Genomic DNA, 22,703 nt, shown 5'->3' with positions numbered 1-22,703 from the left:
TTCATTATTGTTTTTAGCAACAAAAAAACCGACCTTAATTTAATAAAGGTCGGTTGCACTACTGACTCTGTATATACAAAGTGCCCAAATTAGTATATACTTCAATGTCTCCTTGATAAAATTCATATTAACAGGTAATATTTATTCTTTTTTAATATTACCTGTTAATAAGTATATCTATCTATATAATACCTGTCTACCTACTTTTTGCTTAAATATATACTAATATTTGCTATATTTAGTTTTTAACCTTGAAATTGGAATATATTATTCAAAAAAAATTTAAATTCTCTTTTCTAATATTATTAGCTCTATTCCATGAACTGGTATACTCATTCTCTCTATGTATTCACCTTGTAATTTTAATTCTTTTATCTCAATCTTAGGTTGAGTCTTTCCTTTTAAATATTGAAGTTCCTCTTCATGCATATTTTCTGGAGCCCCTAATTCTATCCAGTTATCAAATACAGAACCATTTTCTCTGTTTAGTTTATATTTTGTTATTTTGTAATATCCATTAAGGCCAGTTATACTAAGCTCTATTTCTTTTAATGCTTTTGCTTCATATATTGAATATCTCTCTCTATGATTTAAAGCAGAGATATCACCATGTAAGAACAAATCATCAAAATATGCATAATTATATGCTAATATCTGTATACTTTCAGCCTTCTTAGTTACTATATAATCTTCTCCTTGTTCAATAATCCTGTCTCCTAGCTTAGATAATAAATAATATGCGTAATAGGATGATTTTTTTAATCCATCTTTGTTGATAAGGCCAAATCCTCCATGAAATGATGAAATGCCTAATTTATTTTCTTCAATTAAGTCAGTAAAAGTCCAATAGCCTAAAGAATTAGTAACTCCTGTGCATTGCAAAACATTTTTTATAATGAAGGTTGCTACGTAACTTGTATCATGAATTAAATTTCCATTTAGTGATGAAGCATTCCACTCAGTTACATGAATTTCAATATCATTATTAAATACTTCTCTTAGTTTATTATTCACAGACTTTAAAGTATTAAAGGTATGATTTTTATCATAATAGATTTTCTTAATTTGGGATATTATTTTTGATGTATTTTTATAATCTCTATTCTGAAGAATATTTTCCTCTACTCCTTCTAAAGAAACGTACTCTGGATATATATGTACAGATAAAAAATCTAATGAAACTATATTTTTATTACAGAAGCGTAAAAAATCTTCTAACCAATTACTTCCTAATATAGCTCCATGAGTTATTGATGGTCCTCCAACTTTTAACTTTTCTGAAATAGATTTAATTGCTACTGCAGTTTCTTTATAAAATTCAAAATATTCTTCTTTACTCCCAGCCCAGAAATAATATTCATATTCAGGCTCATTCCAAACCTCAAAATACCATGTTTCTACTTCTTCTAATCCATATCTGTTTATACAGTGTTTTATAAACGCTTTCACTAAATCAGTCCATAAATTTATATGCCTTGGAGGAGAAATATTAGCTTTCCACCAGAAAACTGTATCCTCTGAACTCTTTAATTCGTTGGGCATAAAACCCAGTTCTATAAAAGGTTTTATATTAACTCCCTTAAAGAAATCAAAAAGCTCGTCCACATAGCTCCAGTTATATTGTATTTTTCCATCTTCTGACACATTGTATATCATCATCTCATCCATAAATATTCCATGGAATCTTATGTATTCAAAGCCTATATCTCTCTGCATCTCTTTAAGTTGTTCTTGAAGGTTATTTCTTAATCCTTCCGAAGCTCTACCAAAGGTTGCAAGCTTCTTCCAATAATGTTTAAAGCTCTCCCCTTCATATTTTGCATCTACAAAAATTCTATCTATATTACCTTCATTGTTATACTCTTCTTTACTTTCTGTGCTGGGCGCTGATAGATAGCAATATAGCTTTTTAAAAGCAGCATTTCTATCCACATCTAAGTAAGTTCCAACCTTCTTATTGTCCTTATTGGATTTAATACTTTTATGGCTAGAACTTAATAACCCATCTCTATATTCTGTTGGAGAACAGTTGTACTCTCTTTTAAAAAGTCTATTAAAAGAATTTATACTAGGAAAGCCGCTAACATAAGCTATGTTTCCTATAGTGTCATCACTATTTACAATCATACTTACTGCATTATTCAATCTTATGCTATTTAGATAATCTTGAAAGGACATACCAATTTTATCCTTAATAAAGTGGGATAAAAAATGATAATTGAGATGCTGTTTTTCCGCAATTTCCTTTAAGGTAACGTCTCTACCCATATTCTCATTGGCATAATCTATTATATTTTTAATTCTAATAAGATCCTTATCAGTAATCTCCTGGTTTTTATTCTCTATTACATCATAATGAAAATTATTAATCAAATACTCTCCTAATAAATGTAAATAACTACCAATAATTAACTCATAACCTTTATTTTTTTTATTTAAGCACCAAGTAATATTAGCAATATAATGCCTAATAATATCAAATTTGCCTCTTATGTAACCTTCTTGAGAAAAACATTTACAATGAAATCTCATGCTTTTAAATTTTGGAAAACAGAGTTTATAAAATTCCGGATCTATTTGCACCGCCAGTAGTACGTTTTTATCCTTAGTTTTTCTGGTACTGTGAAGTTCATTAGTGTTAACTAAAATTAAATCACTTTCTTGAAGAAGATATATTTCTTTACCTATGTTAACATTGACACTTCCCTCTAATACAAAGATAATTTCAATTTTATTGTGCCAGTGCAAATCAAGTTCATTAACACTATGTATAATAGTCTTTACAGGAAGTGCTTCCTCCCCCATTACAAATTCATATTTGTAACTCATAACTCTCCCCCCTATTAGTAACACTTCAGCGACAAATTTGTAGCTTTTTCAAATTATTTATTCTACTATCTATGGCATATATATCTTCATTGCCGTGCCCAATCTATCACCCTTATGTTAAAAATTAACTTACTATATTGTACCATTATGACTGTTCCTTTTCTACAAATTTTATATTATATGGATAAGATTTTAGAGACTATATTTAAAAATTAAAGTTAAAAAATAAGCACATGACAAATGGCATGTGCTTATTTCCTGATTTTTGTTATTCAATCTTTTAATTTGAATCAAGCTATATATGAATCTTAAGAATAAAACTAAATCATAGTGCGAAGATAAAAGTATACAACTATAGAAATAACTGCAATAATAATCAGTAATGTCCTATTATTTTTCTTCGTCACTGACTCAATAAATAAAATCAGTGCTAGCAAAATCCACAGCCTTTCAAATAAAAACAACCCTAAAAGCTTGAGAATTGAAAAGGGAAATATGGGAAGTACAAAAAACAAAGACATTATAAGAAGTACGACTATTGATACTACTCTTGTTTTAAAACCATAATGCCTCATATAGGAAAATGCTATAAAAGCTGCAATAATACCTAAGACTAGCCATTGGACAGTCATCTATGAATCCTCCTTTATTTTTCATTATAAACTAAGTTAGAATAACATTTAAAATCTTCCTACGAAGAACTCTTTTCTTATAAATAGTTACTTATGCAATACGAGCTTCAGCTTCTGCACGTTTAATAATCTCTGCTAGAGTTTCTTTCGCAGTCATATCTGTTGAATCTATCCAAAGTCCTTTTCTTGGATTTTCATTTATCAGCACTTCATAAAGAGGTTCAACCTCCCAGGTTGTATATCCTGTTTTATTACGCTTTTTCTCCCTTTTAATAACTGCATCAACTTTTGGATTTAGGGTAATAAAGTAAATTGGCTTGGATTCGAATGCCTGAAGAAAAGAGTGAACCTCTTTCCCTAAATAAGTATCTTGCACAACAACGGAAAATCCAGCTTTATAATACATATCAGCTACTTTTGCTGCCATTTTGTAACGAAGCATCAATTGCTCTAAGGCGCTTTGAGAATAATCCGGAGTCATATCAATGTTTCCATTGACTATCATCTTGCGGAATATGTCTCCATGTACATGAACTCCCTTATCAAAATGTTCTGCTAACATCTGTGCAATTGTAGATTTTCCTGAAGCCATTATTCCTGTTATAATATAAATCCCATTTTTAAGAGTCATAATAATTATCTCCTCCTTTTATGTGAATATTTCCTCACTTCAAGAATGCTTATAATTTAAATTATAAGCATTCTATAATGCTTGACATTATGGCATTGTCAAGAATTTTTCTAATAAATACTTAAATTTTAACATTTATTCTACTTATCTCTTTGTATTCTTACTATATGATTTTATGTATTTTAATGGGCACTAAGAAATTCTATGTAGTTTTATTTTGCTATCATAAAAAATATAACTGATTTGCTAAACTCTTATTAAATTTCTCTTGATAATTACGTATATAGTACTCTGCAACACCCATAGCTAAATCTTTCTTGCTCTCAAAATAAAAATAAAAGGATCCTTTGGATAAGCCTGCACTATTTAAAATATCATTTATGCCAGTTGCATTATAACCTTTTTCTAAGAATAATCTAGCTGCACATTCAATTAAATTTTCCTTAGATTTTTCGCCTTTAGTATTTTCACTCATAAAATGTTCCCCCCAGTCTTATTTATTTTACCATATTATATATCAACCTTCTCAATATTCCTTATAGATAGATAAGCAACAAGTACACCTAAAATTGCAAGACTAATAGGTATTGCTATAATAGAGCTTAAAGAAAAACCAATATTATTTGAATTAATAACAGTGGCTATTAATATTGAAGATACTATTGTAGCAGAAGCTGACTTCTTCCTCATACCAAAATATAAAGGTATCAGACTCATACCTGAAGAAGATAAAGCGTTGGTAATGATTCTTAACAAATTCTTATTGATAATATCCATAGTTAAGTTGCCCGGAATTATATTATAAACAGAATCTATAATTACTAATATACTACCTATAAAAATATTCGATATGATTATAGCCAAGAATGTAAATACTAAAACAATTAATAGCTTTGACATAATTAACTTTTTTCTATTTATAGGATAAGTGAATAATATTGAAATAGTGTTGTCTTTATATTCATTTATTATGAGCCTTGATATAAGCACAGAGGCAAAAATTACAAAGGTAACTCGCACCATGACATCAATTACTAAAAAAGCCTCCTTATAATCCGTTAATACCTTTAAGCCTTCAATTTTATCTATAAACATAAATACAAATAACATAGTTAATATACCTATAGCAGAAAAAAAGGCTCCTTTTATATATCCCCTCATTTTTATTTTTTTCATTTCTAGTTTTATTAATTTAAGCATTCGTAACCTCTCCATTCAACAAATTCATGAAATAATCCTCTAAAGAACTATTTTTCCTGTTTATAGATTCAATTGCCACATCATTTAATATTAATGTTTTAGATATATCGGTTTGTGATACTTTCTCTTCATATATTCTTATAATATCATTATCTATAACTCTAAAATTTGATATATTAAGGTGATTTTCTAAAACATAAGCTGTTTTTTTATAATCCATCGTCACTATCTCTATATAATCTGTAGTCTTCTCTCTTATGACATTCATAGAAACTTCCTCTAACAATCTTCCCTTATTTATAACTCCTATTGTATCTGCGATCTGTTCAATTTCTCCCAATATATGAGTGGAAATCAACATTGTCATTCCATATTCCTTACACAACATTTTAAATAGGTTTCTAATTTCTTTAATTCCTATTGGATCTAGTCCGTTAATAGGCTCATCTAATATTAACAGTTCCGGCTTCGTCACTATAGCTCTTGCTATACCAAGCCTTTGTTTCATCCCTAAAGAAAATTCCTTAACTGCTTTAGAATTAATATCTTTCAAATTAACAAGCTCTAAAGCTTTATCTATAGCCTTTGCATCGTAGTAACCCATGTACTCACAATGAAGCTCTAAATTTTCTCTAGCAGTAAGCTTTTGATAAAATATTGGATATTCAATAATTGAACCTATTCTTTTTAAAACCTCATAGGAGCTATCAGTTAGTTTTTCACCAAACATTTCAATTTCTCCACCGGTTGGTTTAATAAGGTTTGTCATCATTTTCATAATAGTGGTCTTTCCTGCTCCATTAGGTCCCAAAAATCCATATATTTCTCCTTTCTTTATATTCATGTTTACATTAGATATCACTTCTTTATCATTAAAGGTTTTTGTTAAATTACTTATTCTAGCTATATATGACATCACAATCTATCTCCTCCGTAAATATTTCTATATTCTTATTATAAAACTTGATCTTTTCTTTTACTTTAACTAAAGCTTACAAATTCCTTAAGTTTTATAGTTCGTAACACCTTCACTGCAAATTAGCACTTATATTACATGTACAAAATAGGATGCCCTTTTACAAGTAGCATCCTATCTCTAATAAGTCATTCTTTTTAGTTTAACTGAAAAAACCGTTTTTTCATAGGCCTTACTGTAAAGAAATATATCTCCCTCTAATCTTTCAATAAGTCTTTTAGTTATTGTAAGTCCAATTCCGCTGCCTTCATAAGACTTATTTCTCGAATCCTCAACTGTATACATTCTTTCGAAAATCCTATCTTTGTGAATTTCATTAATCCCTTTTCCCTTATCCCAAACATCGATATATGCAAAATTTTCATCTTGCTTTAGGTCCAATCCTATAATTTTGCCCTCTCCTCCATGCTTTATAGCATTAGATATTAAATTGTTTAATATTCTATGGAGAGCTTCTTCATTTCCTAACACATAAATATCTTTATCCGGTATATTAATGATTACTTCAAAGCCTTTTGCAGTTAAAGTATCATAAAAGCCCAATATATTTTTCCTTAAAACTTCATTTATATTAATCCTAGTCAAAAGTAATTCTTTATCTCCTGATTCTAGCTTTGCCAAGTCAAAAAATTTATTAATAAGCTCAATTACTTCCATGGCTTTGCTTTTTACCTTTGAAAGTAGTTCTTTTCTTTCCTCATATCCTATGCTTTCATCAAGCTCAATGGTTTCAATATATCCTAAAACTACGGTGAGAGGTGTTTTTAGGTCATGAGAAATATTAGAAAGCATTTTTTTCATTGACATCTCCATTTTCATGTGGTTAGCTATTGTCTTTTGATTATAATCTAACAGATTGTTAATGTCTGTTAAAAAAGACTTTAGTTCCTGGTCATCAGTTAAAATCAAAAGCCTTTCACTGGTGTTATTTGACAAAATGCTATTTAGTTTTTTATGTATATACTTTAAATTAGCATTTCTATTTATTATAAACCTATATTGAATTAAAATTATTGTTATTAAAATAATAATAATTCCTATTAAAAAAGCAGTCATTTTAAAACTCCCCTAGTTTATAACCTATTCCCCATAAGGTTTTAATATATTTAGGATTAGATGGGTCATCCTCTATTTTTTCTCTTAACCTTCTCATGTGGACATTAATAACATTATCATCGCCAAAATAACCTTCATCCCATATAAGATCATAAATCTGAGCTTTTGTAAAAACCTTATTAGGATTTGTTATAAATAATTTTAAAATATCAAATTCCTTTGAAGTGAGTTTTACATCTACTCCATTTTTTATAACGGAATAATTATCTAAACTTATTGTAAGCTCATTAATATTAATAGTATTTACTTCTTCAACCTGATTCCCTTGAGAATACTTGGTTGCACGTCTTATGGCTGCTTTAACTCTAGCTGTAATCTCTATCATTGAAAAGGGTTTTGAAATATAGTCATCAGCTCCAAGACCTAACCCCACTGCTTTATCTACATCTGTATCCTTAGCGGACATTATCAATATGGGTACCGAGCTTTTTTTTCTTATTATTTCCATAGTTTCTATACCGTCAAGTTTTGGCATCATTATATCTAAAATAACTAGTTCAAAGGAGTCCTGAAAGAACTTAGCAACCCCGTCTCTCCATCAAATGCCACTGTTATTTCAAACCCCTCTTTTGTTAGATGATTTTTAACTATATCGCTGATAGATACATCATCTTCTACTAAGAGTATTTTATTTTTCATAAACATCCCACCATTTTTTATAAATTCGATTTATCAAAATTTATTGTTCCCCATTCAAACTTTAAAATATTATAACATTTCAGACATTCTATTTCAAATAAGGAGTATACTATCTAAATTACTTTTACCAACTACTTGCAAGCATTAATACCATTAATTGTGTTCTATAATAGAAATCTAAACTAAGCTTTTCATCTCTCCCCCCAAATTTAGGGGGAGAAATTTTACACTTACTGATTTTCTTCATTACAGTATTAATTATTAAGGGTTAACCATAATTCCATAGCTGCCTCTAACTCTTTATTTAATCCCTCTTTTCTACAGTACAGCTTATTAAGCTCTTCATAACCTAAACCAGGTGCAGCCATAGCTAAATCGACCTCTTTTATTTCACTTTCAAGACTTTCAACTCTCATTAGAGCTTTAGCCTTTTCTACTTCCTGCTTTTTACTTTCATCAATATCCCTTGACTTCTTAACTTTTTCTGGCTTTATCATCGGTTCTTTAGGGATTTCCAAGGTCAATTTACCTTTTTCGCTTCTATAATAATCATAGTTACCAGAATAACTCTTAAATGCATTATTCTCTACAGCAATTACCCTTTCACCAATTTTATTTATAAAATATCTATCATGAGAAATGAAGAATATAGTCCCTTTAAACTCTTCTAGAGCCTCTTCAAGGGTTTCTATGGAATCAATATCAAGATGATTAGTGGGCTCATCCAGTATCAATAAATTTATATCTTCATATAATAGCTTACCTAGCTTCAACCTGATCTTCTCTCCCCCTGACAAATGCTTTACTTTTTTGAAGACACTATTACCATAAAACATGAATTTGGACAGGTACTCTCGTGCTTTTCCCTCCAATATAAGAATATCTTCTCTGAAGCACTCCAGCACAGTGAGTTCCTCATTTTTAAAAGTAATTTTCTGTGGTAAATATGCTGCCATCACACTGGCACCTAACTCCACTACACCGTCATCTGGATGTTCCTCACCTAAGAGCAGTTTCAGTAATGTGGTTTTTCCGCTGCCATTTGGTCCGATTAGCGCTGCTCTTTCCCCATAGTTGATCAATAAATTTGCATCCTTAAAAATAATCTTATTCTCAAAGCTTTTAGAGAGTCCCAGAACTTTAATAGTCTCATTACCTGATCGCTGTGCAGCTTTAAAGTTTAGCTTCATATTCTGCTTTTCAAAAATTGGTTTTTCTATTCTATCCATTTTATCAAGCTTTATCTGTATACTTGCAGCTCTTCTAAAGAATTTGTTATTATCGGCTCTCATAGCCCAGTCTCTTAAATCTTTTACAGTCTTCTCCATGGAGTTTATCTTCTTTTGCTGTTCTCTAAAATTCTCATATTGAATTCTCATATTTTCTTCCTTTTGATTGACATAAGCAGAATAGTTGCCCTTATAGGTTATAGCTTCCATATCCTCTATTTCTACAATCTTCGTTACTATATTATCTAGAAAATATCTATCATGAGATACAACAATTACAATGCCTTTATAATTTTTAAGATAGCTTTCAAGCCATTCAATTGAATCCATATCCAAATGATTTGTGGGCTCATCCAGTAATAATATATCTGGATTGTCAATCAACAGCTTTCCGAGCACTACTGTAGTTTTTTCCCCACCGCTTAATAAACTGAAATCTTTGTTTAAAAAACTGTCATCAAATTTTAAACCTGTGCAAATCTTACTTAGCTTTTCTTCTATTTGGTATCCTCCCTTAACTTCATATAATTGAACCAAATCACTGTACTGCTTTAAGGCTTTTTCCAAGGCAGCATCTTCTAGATCTTTCATTTCATCTTCTAGTTTACGCATTTCATTTTCTATGCCGTGAATTTCTTCAAAAGCTAGGTTTAAAACATCAATAACCTTTACTCCATCGTCATATTCAGGTATTTGTTCAAGGTAAGCAGCAGTGGCTTCTCTAGGCTTATTAATCAATCCTTCATCATATCCAGGACTTGAGGTTTGTGGGTAACCCGGCCAATAATTCATAGGTAATTTTCCCGCTATTAATTTAAGAATAGTGCTCTTTCCACTTCCATTTACACCTACTATACCAACCTTTTCTCCTGCATAAACTTGAAAGGTTATATTTTTAAGAACAAGGGTGGCATCCATATATTTTTTTATACCATTTAACGATAATTCAAACATAAAACTTCCTTCTTTCATCCATTTTTTAAATTAAGCATTTTATGGACAGGCAGAAGAAGATATTAACTTAATACATTGCATTAAAGTTCTTACATTATGGACTCTAGTACTTTCACAGAGCCAGAATGTTTTAAAACCTTTGCATGTATATACTATAAAGAATTTTAAAAATAAAAAGACCGTAAGAAGATGGCATCTCCTTACAGTCCAAAATAATCTATTGATACTATAATTTATTTAAATTACACATAAGCAAAAATTGTTCATGTCAAAAAATCATTCCATTATGCTTATATGTCTAATTATAGAATATTTCAAAATAACTATTTGAAATATATTTAGATAAACATTAATCAAACTTAATTTATACAGGATTTAAAATAGTATCTATAAGTCATTATTAGGCATGCATAAATCAGCAGTTGAAGTTGTTTATCTATATAAATTATAATATTGAATTCCAGTAAAGTAAGTTACCTTCTAAATGCCTTATTCCATAAAGAGCATAACAATAAGACCTAAATATAATTAGGCAAATTAAAACTCATTATAAAATACATATTAATTTAATTTTTAAATTAATATTAGCAATTAGCTGGTGTCATAACTTACTTCCCTCCTCCAAAGTTTTCTTTATTATATCACCTTTTGTATATTATGTAAATAACCTTAAAGAATGTATTTTTAATCTATCTCCATCCCCATATAGTATATATCACGATAAACACCATTAATGAGGCTGGCTCGAGTTATTCTACCTTCATGCTTAAAGCCTAGCTTCTCATATAGTTTTACTGCACTTGTATTATCACAAACAACTGTTAAATTTATTTTAGTGATAATTTTACTTTGCTTCGCCCAGTCAATTAAATACTGAATTAGAATACTTCCTATACCTAGACCCCAGAAGGTTTTTCTTATGGCAATGCCAAATTCTCCAACATGTCGAGATCTTTTTCTCCATCCGCCTTCGAAGCTAAGATAACCGATTATTTCATTGTCCACTTCTGCCACAATATAAATAGCATTATCTTTTTTGATACAGCCTTCAATATGCTTTTCCACATCTTCAACGGATTTACCAAACTCACCTTCTCCAAAGGGTAGATTATTGGATTCCTTTGAAGTTTCATTGAAGAGATTGTGCATAGCAGCAGCATCTGAATATACTGCATCTCTAATTATTAATTGTCTTCCATCAGATAAGTTTACCTTTTTTATCATATATGACCTCCTGTTGCATTCTAGCATATTTTTTAACCTCTAGAATTCTACTATAAACATTATACTATATCTTGTATAAGCATAAAATATGGATGTTATTATATAAAGTTTACTAATTGTATCAATGTTATATAATTGAATTAAGCTATGTGTTAAATAGGAATATACGATTAAAATATAGAAATGAGGTACTGAAGTGGACAACATTATTATTAAAGGTGCTAAAGAAGGAAATTTAAAGGATATTTCATTAGAGATACCTAAAAATAAACTTGTTGTTTTTACCGGTTTATCTGGTTCTGGAAAATCCACACTAGCCATTGATACCATCTATCAAGAGTGTCAAAGACAGTATTTAGAGGCAATAGGTTATCAAGGCATTCAAAAGCCAAAAATTGATTTCATTCGCAATCTATCACCTTCAATTAGAATTACTCAAAATGAATATAGTAAAAATCCACGTTCGTCTGTTGGTACAGTCACCAACATCTATACAGATCTTAGGATGATTTATGAAAAGTTGAGTAAAAGAGTATGTCCTAAATGTAATAAAGAAATAATATCTTCAGAGTGTAAAGAAAATGTTGAGAAGTCCAAAGATAATTTTAAAGTATATATGTTTTGCAACCATTGTAATTATAAAATGGAGAAGCTCACCAGAACACATTTTTCTTATAATACTAGAGAAGGTGCTTGTAAAACCTGCGAAGGATTAGGAAAGGTGTTAAAAATAAACAAGGATAATGTAATCCATGAACATTTATCGCTGGAAGCTGGTGCCATAGACTTCTGGGAACAAAAATATAAGGATTATCAAATCTCATCTTTATATAATGCTTTCAAGTATTATGGTATAACAATTGAGCCTTATACTCCAATAACAGCTTTTAATGAAGGCCAAAATGCAATTCTTCTTTACGGTGTTCAAAGCGATGAGGTCAAGAATATATTTCCAGACGTTGCTCCTCCAAAAACAGTGGCTGAGGGCAGATTTGAAGGTATACTCCCTGTGCTTTGGAGGAGACTAGCAGAAAAGTCTGGTGAAGCAAAACATTTGGATGCTTATTTTGATTCTGCTATTTGTGAGGATTGTAAAGGAGAAAGACTAAATGAGTTAAGCCGCAGTGTAACCGTACTAGACACGCGACTTCCAGAGCTAGTTTCTTTATCCTTAGAAGAATTATTTCAATGGCTATTAAAGCTTGAAACCTTTGTTAATGATTCAAATAAGCTTATGATAGAACCCTATTTATTAGATTTAAAAACAAAGATTCGAAGGATTGTTAATGTTGGACTTGGTTATCTTTCTCTCAACAGGCAAACCATGACTTTATCCGGCGGTGAAGCACAAAGAATAAAATTGGCTGCAACTTTGGATTCTACCCTAACAGGCATTATCTACATAATGGATGAACCAACAATTGGTCTTCATCCAAAAGATACTGCTGGAATCATAAATATATTAAAAGAATTAAAGAATCTAGGAAACACGGTTATAGTCATTGAGCATGACATAGATGTTATGAAAGAGTCTGACTATATTGTAGATATTGGACCTGGTGCTGGTAAATATGGCGGAGAAATCGTTGGAAAAGGATCCTTAGAGGAGCTTAAGAAACAAGATACTTCTGTAACAGGATCCTATTTTAATAGAAAAATAGAAAGTCCTAAAGACTTCCGCAAAGGAACAGGAGAAATCATAGAAGTAAAAAATGCTAATTTATATAACTTAAAAAATATTAATGTTAAATTTCCTGTAGGTTGCTTGATCAGTGTTACTGGAGTTTCAGGTTCCGGAAAATCCACATTGGTATTTGAGGTACTATCAAAAGCAAGCATAAAAAAACAAACAAACTGTAATAAGGTTTCTGGAACTGAAGTTTTCAACCAGATTATAGAAGTTGAACAATCTCCCCTTACTAGAATGAAACGCTCAAATGTGGCCACCTATTCTGGTGTTTACTCTGATATAAGGAAAATTTTCAGTGACTTAGAAGATGCTAAAGATAAAGGATTAACCACTAAGCACTTTTCCTTTAACATGTCAGGAGGACGTTGTGAGAACTGCGAAGGTCTTGGATATGTCACAAGCAATATGTTATTTTTTGAGAATTTAGAAGTACCTTGCCCAATTTGCGGTGGAAATCAATTCAATGATACAGTGCTGTCTGTAAAATACAAGGGAAATTCTATAAAAGATATTCTAGGAATGTCTGTTGAAAATGCCTTGGATATCTTCGATAGTCATCCAAAAATCCTTAAATATTTAAAATTGCTTAAATATGTAGGATTAGGTTATCTGGAGCTTGGGCAAACCTTGACTACTTTATCTGGTGGTGAAGGACAGCGCCTAAAGCTGGCGAAAGAATTAATGAATAATCAGGGTAAGAACAATCTATACCTAATCGATGAACCCACAACAGGATTACATCCAATTGATGTGGAAAACTTTCTTGTGCTTCTAAACCGAATTGTAGATTCAGGAAGTACAGTAATTGTGGTAGAGCACAATGAACAAGTTATAAAAGCTTCCGATTGGATTATAGACCTTGGGCCAGAAGGTGGAATCAATGGAGGTAAAGTAATCGCTGTGGGGACCCCTGATGAGATACTATCCAATAAAAATTCTTTAACAGGAAAATATTTATCCATGCTTTAACCAAAAAATCCCCCAGAGCAATAAGTCTGGGGGAACCTACAAAACGTCTTAAATTATATTACAGCGGTAATCTTTTCTTCTTAAAGATCATCACAGCACTAGCGAAAAGAACAGCAATTATACCAACATAGATAAGATTCACCACCATAATTTCACCACCATGAACCAATTCCACTGGATCGTAAAAACCGTAAATTGATAGCTTTTTCAAAATATTCACATCTGCTGAAACACCACCCAGCATATTCATTAAAATAAATGCTATTGGAATACCTGCGCCAAAACTAAGGGATAGCTTTGTTTCATTAAACAAGCAGGAGAAGAAAAAGCTTATCATCATTACAACCATATTCACAAGCATAGTGGTAAAGTTGAGTTTGAAAAATGCACCAATGTCCAAGGTGCTCGGAAACATAACCGTACAAGCTAAAACACCTACACCAAATAAAGCTGAAAAAAGCAGAGCAATAGAAGCTAGGGCATAGACACCTTGTGTAAAAATGATTTTAACTCTCGAATTAGGAGTTGATAGAAGATATACAAATGAACTATTGTCCACCATCTTTGCCACCAGTCTGTTTCCAAGGATTATACAGTAAACCATAGGAAAACCAAACATCAATAATCCATAGAGCCAGCTTGCAAGATAACCTGTAAGGTCTGTAACCACCTTTGAAAAGCCCATGGCTTTCATGAGGTCTTCCGGAAATAACTTAAGCATTGATGTCATGGCCTCCATGTCATTTGGATTATACATTGAAACCATTATAGTCGTATACATAGTCAGCACGCCAAAGAAAATAAGGAGTAGTGTCCAATTCTTTTTTAATACTGTTTTTAGCAATGTAAAGCTCATAACTATTTCTCCTCCCTACCGTAAAAATGCATGAAGATATCTTCAAGAGACTGGGTTTTAACATCAAAATTGAGCACAGTAAACTGTGCAGCCGTCTTAATAAAACGATCCACATTTTCACCTGTTACGAAAACCTCCACAGAGTCACCAGTTGTAGTATACACATCAAACCCCGCAGATTTAAGCAGCTGCGAAGCCGAAGCAACATTGTCTGGCCTTATAATAAAGCCTTTGCGTTGTGAATTTTTAAGAGTCTGTACATCAGACTGCTTAACAATTCTGCCATCCTTTATTATTAATACATTATCACAGGTCTTTTCCACTTCTTCAAATATGTGGCTAGACATCAAAATAGTCTTGCCTTTAGCTTTTTCATTTAATATAAGCTCAACAAACCGATTTTGCATAAGAGGATCGAGACCGCTGGTAGGCTCGTCTAAGATAAGTACATCAGGATCGTGCATAAAGGCAGTAATAATTCCAAGCTTTTGCTTCATACCTTTTGAAAACTTTTTGATTTTACCTTTTGGATCAAGCTCAAACATCTCAATCAGCTGCTTTTGTCTTGATGTATCCTTCATGCCTCTCATATCATGCATAAATTTAAGAAACTCATCTCCGTTCATATCATCGAGAAATGCTATTTCTCCAGGTATATAGCCAAGAGTTTTCTGAATTTCCGGCGCACGGTTTGTACAATCAATTCCTCCTATAGAACATGTACCGCTATTTGGCTGCATAAATCCCAGCAATGCACGAATGGTGGTAGTTTTTCCAGCCCCATTGGGTCCCAGATAGCCCATAACCTCACCCTTTTTTACAGAGAAATCCAATTCAAAAACGCCTTTTCCGCTTGGATATTTCAATGTAAGCTTTTTTACATCAATCATAAAAACTCCTCCTTATAGAAATTTTGTTTTAACATATTTAAACATTGATTAAACTCTCTGTTAATATCATCAATATCCATTGTGGTATTAACTCCAAGTTGACTCACATATCCTTCAGCAAACCAGGTAAGCATTTTTATTACCAGAGCAGGGTCTATGCCTTCCTTAAATTTAGACATATCTATTCCATCGAGGGCAATATGTGAACGAAAGGCTTCTCCCCGCAGCATCATAGATTTAATTTCCTGAACCACTTCCTCGTCGGATTCAAAATAAATGCTTTTAAAAAAAGACAAAATCGCTGGGTGCTTTCGCATGACTGAAACCTTTATTTCCGAGGCAAGTCTTACCCGTTCAAAAAAATCCCTCTCCTCTTCCTTAAAATTCATGCTTATTTCATTCATAAGCATATTGACGCTATATTGTACCAGAAAAAGATACATGTCTTTCTTAGTACCAAAATAGTGAAATATCATTGACTTAGATATTCCTGCCGTATTAGCAATATCTCTGATGGATGCTTTTTTATATCCATTGGTGCCAAAAGCGTTCAAACCTGCGTTAATAATATCATTTTGTTTTTCTTTAGATAGATTCAAAAACTTTTCCAAAATATCACCTTTCATAAATATATTATAAACCGAATCGGTTTATTCAATTATATACTAATAAACCGATTCGGTCAATAATATTCAGAGTTGTAGCCCCAAAATCAGAGTAATTTTCCCCAGCTTATACTGTTATACTCGTAATACACATTGTACTAACATCAAAAGGTAATTTATATAATCCTCAAATATAAACCTTAAGACAGCGCTTAATTTTTCGCTTGATTAATTCCATTTTTGGTATTATAATCAAAATTAGAACTAATGGAGGTGAAGTATCATGAAAGACATAAATAAGGTTATGTTGAATTCGGTCCGAATGAGAATCATACAGGAGCTTGCCGCAAAGCAAAGTATGACCGCCACGGAGCTTTGTGAAAGAATCAGCGATGTTCCACGAACCACCATGTACCGTCATATCAATATTTTGTTGGACAACAACATTTTATCTGTCTTATCCGAAAAAAAGATTCGAGGGAGTCTAGAAAGAACACTTGCCTTGAGCGTAGGAGAAATAGCAAAGCATAACACCCTTAAAAATGCTTCTCAGAATGCATTGACTTTTTTGATGAACAGATATGCAAGGTTTCACAACTATTTCAACAGAGAAAATTCGGACCCTGCTAAAGATAAGATTTTTTTTAACAATACAGTACTAATGATGGATGATAATGAGTTCGACCAATTCTTATTAGAGCTGCAAGCACTTCTCATAAAATACAACTTTGAAGTTGCAAGTGGAAGAAAAGCAAGAGATATATCAATCATCTCTTCCCCTGCAGGGGAAGAGTAAAATAGAAAATAATATGAACATCATATGCAAAACAAATCAGCCCAAACCTAAAATGAAAAGGGGGAAAAAGATTATGATGATATTTGGAATAGTAGTTACCGTGATTGCAGTTCTTATGTTGATTAGCACGATTTTACACGCAACATATTTCATGGGAAAATTTGAACAAATAAAGCCTTACGGTAAGCTTATTAATGTTGACGACGGACAAATGCACGTCTGTTCCATGGGCCATGGCAAGAAAACAATCATATTACTTCCCGGTATGGGTGTTTCGCTTCCGTCTGCCGAATTTGCTCCACTCATGCGTAAACTCAGCGAAAAATATACAGTTGTTTGCGTCGAGTATTTCGGTGTCGGCTTCAGCAGCGAAACTTCAAAGCCGCGCACCTGTGAGAATTATGTTGAAGAAATAAGAACTGCACTCAGCAAGGCAGGTTTTGAAGCGCCGTATGTCTTGATGCCACATTCCATATCAAGCGTTTACAGCGAATATTATGCCTCAAAATATCCTGAAGAAGTAGAAGCTATTATATCTCTTGACGGCACACCAACTGTGATTTATGAAGATATGCCTGCTTTTGTAAAATCTATACTTCCCATCGCAAAATTCCAGCAGGCTATAGGCACTACTTCACTTTTGGCGCCTTTGACCACAAATAAAAAGTACTTGCTCTCAAATGGATATACAGAAAAAGAGATAAACGACATGGTCACCTCTGCGGGTTTTTTAATGAATGATACAGTTTTAGAGCAGATGTCAAATTCAGCTGAATTTATAAAACAAACCATGGATTTGCCGTTTCCTATATATGTCCCATATTTTAAAATTATTTCGAAAAAAACCTATGAAACTTCAAATCAGCAGCTTAACAAGTTCAAAATGACGCCTCAAGAATATCAGCACAAACATCTGGAACGAATCGGTAAACATGCTCAATATGAGATACTTGACGGCACTCATTTCATTTACGCAAACAATGTTGAAAAGATTACAGAAATTACGGATGGTTTATTACTCAAAGCTAGTAAATAACATTATGAGAATTTGGCGGCATTCGTCCTTTTGATAAATTGGAAATCAGCGCAGTGTAACCGATCAGTTCGGCTGCACTGTGCTTTCTGCTACATCTCAAATTTTTAGCAACTACTTTTTTGTCTTAACAATTTCTATTCTATTTCGACCGTTCCTCTTTGCCATATACAGGGCATTGTCGCTTAATTTATACAGTGTATCTATAGAAGTACTTTCCTCTGGAATAACCGTAACTATTCCTATGCTTATAGTGTATTTTATAGTATGATTTGTACTAACACTAACAGAAGCGTCTTCAGTAATCTTTCTTAATTTCTCCGCAACTTCCAAAGCTTCTTTTTCATTAGTTCCTGGAAGTAATACAGTAAACTCTTCACCGCCAAATCTGCCAAATAAATCATAGTCCCGCAATTGACTTTTTATAATAGTTGCAAAATCTTTAAGTACCATATCTCCTGAAAAATGTCCATGAATATCATTAATTTTCTTAAAATTATCCACATCAATAAGAAAGAATGAGATAGGTTCTTTTCTCCTTGAAAGTAGTAAAATACTCTCTTTAGCATGCAATAGAAATGTTCTACGATTGAATATATTGGTCAGTTCGTCATAAGTAGCTGCATTTATTAAATCAAAATCAGACTTTTCTTTTGCCATAAGAATAAGACCAATATTCCCCATTAGCATTATTAGATATAAACAAAGAAAAAACAAGACATTATATATGCTACGCGACATCAAACTCGTGGATTCATCTAATACTATTCCAATATAAGCTCTAAAAATAAGCAGAGCCATTTCTACACCATAAAGAACAGCAATAACTCTCTGCAACACTGAAGAGTTTTTATCCGACAACAATACATATATTGGAAAAAACCATAATATAGTCATAATTATAGATATGACAGAAATTCTCATGCTCTCCATATTATAAAATAATGATACAAGATTAAAGATACAAATAGAGATTATAGTAGATATCACATAGAATCTTTTTACTATATTAGTACAACAATTTTTAATAGTCAAAAAAGCCACTATTTGTAAGGTTGCCCCGATAATTAGAAATGAATTACCTATTGATATAGAAATAAAGCTATGGATTATATTTCTTAAACCAATTAGAATCCATGCAACAGTTTCAAATAGCCTAGAGAATAAAAATGTATATACGGTTATATCCCTTTTGCGTTGAATCATATAGGCAATACCTAGTATTCCAGAAAAAAAATGCCCTAAAACAAGGGCTATTATAAGAGTTTCTATATGAACGTTTAAATTCATTTATTATTCACCACTATTCAACATAATTCCGAAATCAATATTAAAAAGATTTATCAATAAACCATTGATTTTTACATTGTATTCCGTTGATTTTAGTATTATTTTACCATTACAAATACTTCACTTCAATTAATATTATGGTTTTTCATAGTAGAAGATTGCGAATTAGTTGAAATAAGGATTATTCTCATAATCTTATCCAAAATTTGAAAAGAAATCGAAAAATAAATTATCCTGTTCAGACTTGTGGGTAGCATATCCAATAGCTATTTTGTTGTGTGTCAATTCAATCATCTTTTGAGCGTTTTCTTCTCCAAATGCTCCACATAATTCGATTGCACCAACACCCTCACTTTCCAGGAAAGAAAGCTTATGGCATGCTTCTTCAAAACTTCTAACTGTGAAGATATAGCTAATCTGATTTTCTGTTTCGAAACAAGCCTTATGCTCATCAGGATTATAATGACTTCCCATAAGTAAAAATGCAAATTTTTTCTTCATATAACTACCTCCTATTATATTAATAATCTTTGTTACACAATGTAAAACAAGGTTTCATTATTATTATATCTTAATCAGTGTAGCATTCATAGTTTGTCTCCTGTACTCTGTTTCTTCAATCAAAATATTTCGGCCCCTTATGGAATTATATCTTAAAATTTTAATTACATCATTACTATGCACTCAAAATGCCTTGAGGATACAAAAATATGTTGTTTGAACCTGATTGGGTCTTGGTGGCAGTCTGATTTTGTATTTTTGATTAGTATAAAAAAGGTCTATCTAATCGTTTATCAAAGGCATTATTCTGTTTTAACACTCTGTGCCAGCCCAGATTATTAAGTCCTATATCGCAGAAAAACTGAAACACCCACGTTTGAAATTTTGTTAACTCATATGGTTTCCCTAGTTCCTGAGCTATTTTTTGATCAAATGTATGAGTTTGCTCATAAATTTTGCCTAATTCGTTTATTTTCTTTAACACCTTTTTAAACATCTTAGGGAACATATATATTGCAGCAGCTTCCCCCTTGGAGACAGTGCCCAAATAGTTATAATTAAGCTGCTTTGCTAAAGATGTAAAATAGCGTTCTACATACTTTTCCTGTGCGGTTTCTATAAAACCTGCCTGTATAATAAAGCCAAGAGATTTCCCTTGTATAGATGATGGTCTTAAATGCTCAATAAATTTCATCAAGATTCCCGGCATAGCATGAATGTAAAGAGGCAAGATAATGATTACTGTATCATAGTTTTCCACATGATGTGCTAGTTTCTCTAAGTTAGAATTTGCTATACATTTTATTTCACAAGGCATTTTCATGCCGCGCACAAATTCTTCACATATAATTCTTGTATTGCTGTTTTGTGCATCTCCTTTTGGTGATCCATTTATAATGATTGTATTCACTTCTGACACCCCCTATTTCTAAAAAAATGTTCAACAGGCTTAACAATAATATTTTGTGAATAAAACTGATAAAACACACGATTGATGTAATCTTCAAAAATTTCACAACCATCGTCAGTTTGAAAATGTCCATCATAATAAAATTCTATATCAGGGTATTTCTCATATCTTTTTACATGCATGGACTCACCTGTTTTATAGGTAGTGTATGGAAGGTAGAGAGGTATCATGCGATCGAAAAGGTTTTTCAAATTGCTTGTGACAAACCCCTTTGTTACTTTTGCAAAATAAATAGCTTTATCTGCCGTTATATACTCATGATAATACTCGTTTAAATCTTTGAATACACATTTCCCCGGGCTTTTCCACCAGCAGCTCCAACAACCCACACAGTGGTTTACCTCAGCTTTTGACAGATCCAAGGTATAAGCATTTTCTATTGAAATATCCGTAACTTCCTTAATTACGATAGTTTTCATAGCTACTTTCCTCCTGAAACTTTACTTTGCCTCAATTATAAAGTAGGGGGTTACACCCATGTCAATATATAATCAATCATTCAAAAGGAATAAATATTTCAATGTAAGCTTTAGTTTTATTTACTTTGTATGTAATAAGGCGTATCATGGCGAAAGCTTCCCCTAATAGCCTAAGTCCATGTGTATTTGCATATTCTGAAGATACTCTGTACATTTTTTTAATTAAATCTTCCTGTTCATCTTGTGGTTGTATTTCCTCCACCACTGTATATAGACACTTAGGATAATGTAGATAATTATCATTTTCATTTTTTACTTCAGCAGTATCAACGATTAACATTTTTGCAGCAATAACACCGTTTTTATCAAAGGAAATATAACGCATAATTTGTGAGAGCATATCGTCATTATTGGAATTCATTATGTCTTTTACATTTTCATATTCTTCTACAGCAATAAAATCCGATACCTCTCCGTTAATTCTATACTGTGGCAAGGATTTAATGGTAAAAGTGTTCAAATTACTGTCTAAGTTTCTGCTGAATTTTTGCGTCTCCTCAATTCTTTTTAACATACACTGTGCATCATATATAATTTTTTCAAGTTCACTTCTCTTGTTCCCCAATAGGCTTTGTATATCCTGCACATCACTTTTATTTAATAAATCTTGAATCTGGTGAATTGTCATCCCGCGCTTTTTATAGAAATCTATTATCATTAGGTTATATATATCAAAGATATCATAATTTCTATAATTATTTTCACTATTCTTTTTCGGATTTAGTAATCCTTTCTCCTCATAAAAACGCAATGTATCTCTTGGCACCCCAAAATAGTTTAATAGATCGCTTGTACGATACTTTTTCAGCACTGCACATTACCTCCTTTTTATCCAGAACAGCAATCTTCTTTTAATGATATCATATAATTACAAATTATACCTTATCCGATTTCTTGTGGCTTAACATATAGTTATTTAACTTTATTCTATATGAATACTCATTGCTCTTTTAATTTCTTCAACAGTCTGATTACTAACTACATTTGCCTTTTCACTACCTGTAAGTATGCTATCTCCTACCTCTACTCCCTATCTAATGTACTAAATGCAATTTGCCAGTTGTTCTATCACTTGTTAAAATTCGTTCCATTTCAAAATCTCCTTTATAATTTTATTTTAGAATCCATCCCACCAACCATCTCCTTAAAAATAAAAAACTCCTATCCCCAAAAGGACAGAAGTTTACAGTTCTG

20 protein-coding genes, 1 pseudogene and 1 riboswitch are annotated in these 22,703 nt (G+C 31.8%); of the genes and pseudogenes, 3 read left to right on the top strand and 18 right to left on the bottom strand.

The window, feature by feature from the left end; genetic code table 11:
• Window positions 1-38 precede the first annotated feature (38 nt).
• Window positions 39-121: riboswitch (cyclic di-GMP riboswitch) on the bottom strand.
• Window positions 122-282: 161 nt separating this feature from the next.
• The 10 genes and pseudogenes from BN2665_RS08260 to BN2665_RS08215 all read right to left on the bottom strand — a co-directional run bounded on the left by BN2665_RS08260 (window position 283) and on the right by BN2665_RS08215 (window position 11,430).
• Window positions 283-2,829: a GH39 family glycosyl hydrolase gene (locus BN2665_RS08260; protein ID WP_055666644.1), complete on the bottom strand. Its 2,547-nt coding sequence runs from the start codon at window positions 2,827-2,829 to the stop codon at window positions 283-285.
• A gap of 320 nt (window positions 2,830-3,149) precedes the next feature.
• Window positions 3,150-3,461 carry a hypothetical protein gene (locus BN2665_RS08255; protein ID WP_055666643.1) on the bottom strand — a complete coding sequence of 104 codons (312 nt, stop codon included), beginning with the start codon at window positions 3,459-3,461 and terminating at the stop codon, window positions 3,150-3,152.
• Between the two features lie 91 nt (window positions 3,462-3,552).
• A complete protein-coding gene (locus BN2665_RS08250) occupies window positions 3,553-4,092 on the bottom strand; it encodes an AAA family ATPase (protein ID WP_055666642.1) in 540 nt (179 codons plus the stop codon).
• 223 nt (window positions 4,093-4,315) lie between these two features.
• Window positions 4,316-4,567 carry a TetR/AcrR family transcriptional regulator gene (locus BN2665_RS08245; RefSeq protein WP_055666641.1) on the bottom strand — a complete coding sequence of 84 codons (252 nt, stop codon included), beginning with the start codon at window positions 4,565-4,567 and terminating at the stop codon, window positions 4,316-4,318.
• 35 nt (window positions 4,568-4,602) lie between these two features.
• The gene (locus BN2665_RS08240) at window positions 4,603-5,292 is read right to left on the bottom strand and encodes an ABC transporter permease (protein WP_055666640.1); all 690 of its coding nucleotides are present in this window, start codon (window positions 5,290-5,292) and stop codon (window positions 4,603-4,605) included.
• On the bottom strand, window positions 5,285-6,208 hold the full coding sequence (locus BN2665_RS08235) for an ABC transporter ATP-binding protein (protein ID WP_055666639.1): 924 nt from the start codon (window positions 6,206-6,208) through the stop codon (window positions 5,285-5,287). The genes BN2665_RS08240 and BN2665_RS08235 overlap by 8 nt, the downstream gene beginning before the upstream one ends.
• A 180-nt stretch (window positions 6,209-6,388) precedes the next feature.
• Window positions 6,389-7,324 (bottom strand): sensor histidine kinase, encoded by a 936-nt coding sequence (locus BN2665_RS08230; RefSeq protein ID WP_055666638.1) that lies wholly within the window; start codon window positions 7,322-7,324, stop codon window positions 6,389-6,391.
• A 1-nt stretch (window position 7,325) separates the two neighbouring features.
• A pseudogene (locus tag BN2665_RS08225) lies at window positions 7,326-8,023 on the bottom strand (response regulator transcription factor).
• A 254-nt stretch (window positions 8,024-8,277) separates the two neighbouring features.
• Window positions 8,278-10,206, bottom strand: coding sequence for a ribosomal protection-like ABC-F family protein (gene abc-f, locus BN2665_RS08220; RefSeq protein ID WP_055666637.1), 1,929 nt, complete (start codon window positions 10,204-10,206; stop codon window positions 8,278-8,280).
• Between the two features lie 684 nt (window positions 10,207-10,890).
• Window positions 10,891-11,430, bottom strand: coding sequence for a GNAT family N-acetyltransferase (locus tag BN2665_RS08215; protein ID WP_055666636.1), 540 nt, complete (start codon window positions 11,428-11,430; stop codon window positions 10,891-10,893).
• Between the two features lie 196 nt (window positions 11,431-11,626).
• Here BN2665_RS08215 and uvrA point away from each other — a divergent pair, with 196 nt between their 5' ends.
• Entirely contained in the window at window positions 11,627-14,089 is a 2,463-nt protein-coding gene (uvrA, locus tag BN2665_RS08210) for an excinuclease ABC subunit UvrA (RefSeq protein WP_055666635.1), read from the top strand.
• A 58-nt stretch (window positions 14,090-14,147) separates the two neighbouring features.
• On the opposite strand, the gene BN2665_RS08205 is transcribed toward uvrA, so the two are convergent.
• The 3 genes from BN2665_RS08205 to BN2665_RS08195 are packed head-to-tail and all read right to left on the bottom strand — an operon-like array spanning window position 14,148 to window position 16,446.
• Complete coding sequence (locus BN2665_RS08205; protein WP_055666634.1) at window positions 14,148-14,945, bottom strand: ABC transporter permease subunit; 798 nt, start codon at window positions 14,943-14,945, stop codon at window positions 14,148-14,150.
• A 2-nt stretch (window positions 14,946-14,947) separates the two neighbouring features.
• Window positions 14,948-15,835, bottom strand: a complete 888-nt coding sequence (locus BN2665_RS08200) for an ABC transporter ATP-binding protein (RefSeq protein WP_055666633.1) — start codon at window positions 15,833-15,835, stop codon at window positions 14,948-14,950.
• Complete coding sequence (locus tag BN2665_RS08195) at window positions 15,832-16,446, bottom strand: TetR/AcrR family transcriptional regulator (protein WP_055666632.1); 615 nt, start codon at window positions 16,444-16,446, stop codon at window positions 15,832-15,834. Before BN2665_RS08195 ends, BN2665_RS08200 begins: the two co-directional genes overlap by 4 nt.
• A 277-nt stretch (window positions 16,447-16,723) precedes the next feature.
• On the opposite strand from BN2665_RS08195, the gene BN2665_RS08190 reads away from it, so the two are divergent.
• Complete coding sequence (locus BN2665_RS08190; protein WP_055666631.1) at window positions 16,724-17,236, top strand: helix-turn-helix domain-containing protein; 513 nt, start codon at window positions 16,724-16,726, stop codon at window positions 17,234-17,236.
• A gap of 73 nt (window positions 17,237-17,309) precedes the next feature.
• Entirely contained in the window at window positions 17,310-18,272 is a 963-nt protein-coding gene (locus tag BN2665_RS08185; RefSeq protein ID WP_055666630.1) for an alpha/beta fold hydrolase, read from the top strand.
• Window positions 18,273-18,383: 111 nt separating this feature from the next.
• On the opposite strand, the gene BN2665_RS08180 is transcribed toward BN2665_RS08185, so the two are convergent.
• The 5 genes from BN2665_RS08180 to BN2665_RS08160 form a co-directional block, all read right to left on the bottom strand.
• A complete protein-coding gene (locus BN2665_RS08180; protein ID WP_055666629.1) occupies window positions 18,384-19,559 on the bottom strand; it encodes a GGDEF domain-containing protein in 1,176 nt (391 codons plus the stop codon).
• Between the two features lie 195 nt (window positions 19,560-19,754).
• Window positions 19,755-20,060: a DUF6506 family protein gene (locus BN2665_RS08175; RefSeq protein WP_055666628.1), complete on the bottom strand. Its 306-nt coding sequence runs from the start codon at window positions 20,058-20,060 to the stop codon at window positions 19,755-19,757.
• Between the two features lie 262 nt (window positions 20,061-20,322).
• Window positions 20,323-20,970, bottom strand: a complete 648-nt coding sequence (locus BN2665_RS08170; protein ID WP_055666627.1) for a flavodoxin family protein — start codon at window positions 20,968-20,970, stop codon at window positions 20,323-20,325.
• Window positions 20,967-21,449 (bottom strand): flavodoxin family protein, encoded by a 483-nt coding sequence (locus BN2665_RS08165; RefSeq protein WP_055666626.1) that lies wholly within the window; start codon window positions 21,447-21,449, stop codon window positions 20,967-20,969. The genes BN2665_RS08170 and BN2665_RS08165 overlap by 4 nt, the downstream gene beginning before the upstream one ends.
• A 76-nt stretch (window positions 21,450-21,525) precedes the next feature.
• Window positions 21,526-22,320 (bottom strand): MerR family transcriptional regulator, encoded by a 795-nt coding sequence (locus BN2665_RS08160; protein WP_055666625.1) that lies wholly within the window; start codon window positions 22,318-22,320, stop codon window positions 21,526-21,528.
• Window positions 22,321-22,703 lie beyond the last annotated feature (383 nt).

This window comes from Desnuesiella massiliensis, assembly GCF_001403615.1.
GTDB classification, from domain to species: domain Bacteria; phylum Bacillota; class Clostridia; order Clostridiales; family Clostridiaceae; genus Desnuesiella; species Desnuesiella massiliensis.
The sequence above is the reverse complement of the archived record's forward strand: the minus strand, read 5'-3'. Positions and strand labels throughout refer to the sequence as shown.

Excerpts from the sequence above, each read along its gene's own strand:
- BN2665_RS08215 (WP_055666636.1), bottom strand. The coding sequence starts at position 11,430 with ATGATAAAAAAGGTAAACTTATCTGATGGAAGACAATTAATAATTAGA.
- BN2665_RS08255 (WP_055666643.1), bottom strand. The coding sequence starts at position 3,461 with ATGACTGTCCAATGGCTAGTCTTAGGTATTATTGCAGCTTTTATAGCA.
- BN2665_RS08165 (WP_055666626.1), bottom strand. The coding sequence starts at position 21,449 with ATGAAAACTATCGTAATTAAGGAAGTTACGGATATTTCAATAGAAAAT.
- BN2665_RS08260 (WP_055666644.1), bottom strand. The coding sequence starts at position 2,829 with ATGAGTTACAAATATGAATTTGTAATGGGGGAGGAAGCACTTCCTGTA.
- BN2665_RS08245 (WP_055666641.1), bottom strand. The coding sequence starts at position 4,567 with ATGAGTGAAAATACTAAAGGCGAAAAATCTAAGGAAAATTTAATTGAA.
- BN2665_RS08175 (WP_055666628.1), bottom strand. The coding sequence starts at position 20,060 with ATGAAGAAAAAATTTGCATTTTTACTTATGGGAAGTCATTATAATCCT.
- BN2665_RS08230 (WP_055666638.1), bottom strand. The coding sequence starts at position 7,324 with ATGACTGCTTTTTTAATAGGAATTATTATTATTTTAATAACAATAATT.
- BN2665_RS08240 (WP_055666640.1), bottom strand. The coding sequence starts at position 5,292 with ATGCTTAAATTAATAAAACTAGAAATGAAAAAAATAAAAATGAGGGGA.
- BN2665_RS08235 (WP_055666639.1), bottom strand. The coding sequence starts at position 6,208 with ATGTCATATATAGCTAGAATAAGTAATTTAACAAAAACCTTTAATGAT.
- BN2665_RS08180 (WP_055666629.1), bottom strand. The coding sequence starts at position 19,559 with ATGAATTTAAACGTTCATATAGAAACTCTTATAATAGCCCTTGTTTTA.
- BN2665_RS08190 (WP_055666631.1), top strand. The coding sequence starts at position 16,724 with ATGAAAGACATAAATAAGGTTATGTTGAATTCGGTCCGAATGAGAATC.
- BN2665_RS08185 (WP_055666630.1), top strand. The coding sequence starts at position 17,310 with ATGATGATATTTGGAATAGTAGTTACCGTGATTGCAGTTCTTATGTTG.
- BN2665_RS08250 (WP_055666642.1), bottom strand. The coding sequence starts at position 4,092 with ATGACTCTTAAAAATGGGATTTATATTATAACAGGAATAATGGCTTCA.
- BN2665_RS08200 (WP_055666633.1), bottom strand. The coding sequence starts at position 15,835 with ATGATTGATGTAAAAAAGCTTACATTGAAATATCCAAGCGGAAAAGGC.
- BN2665_RS08205 (WP_055666634.1), bottom strand. The coding sequence starts at position 14,945 with ATGAGCTTTACATTGCTAAAAACAGTATTAAAAAAGAATTGGACACTA.
- abc-f (WP_055666637.1), bottom strand. The coding sequence starts at position 10,206 with ATGTTTGAATTATCGTTAAATGGTATAAAAAAATATATGGATGCCACC.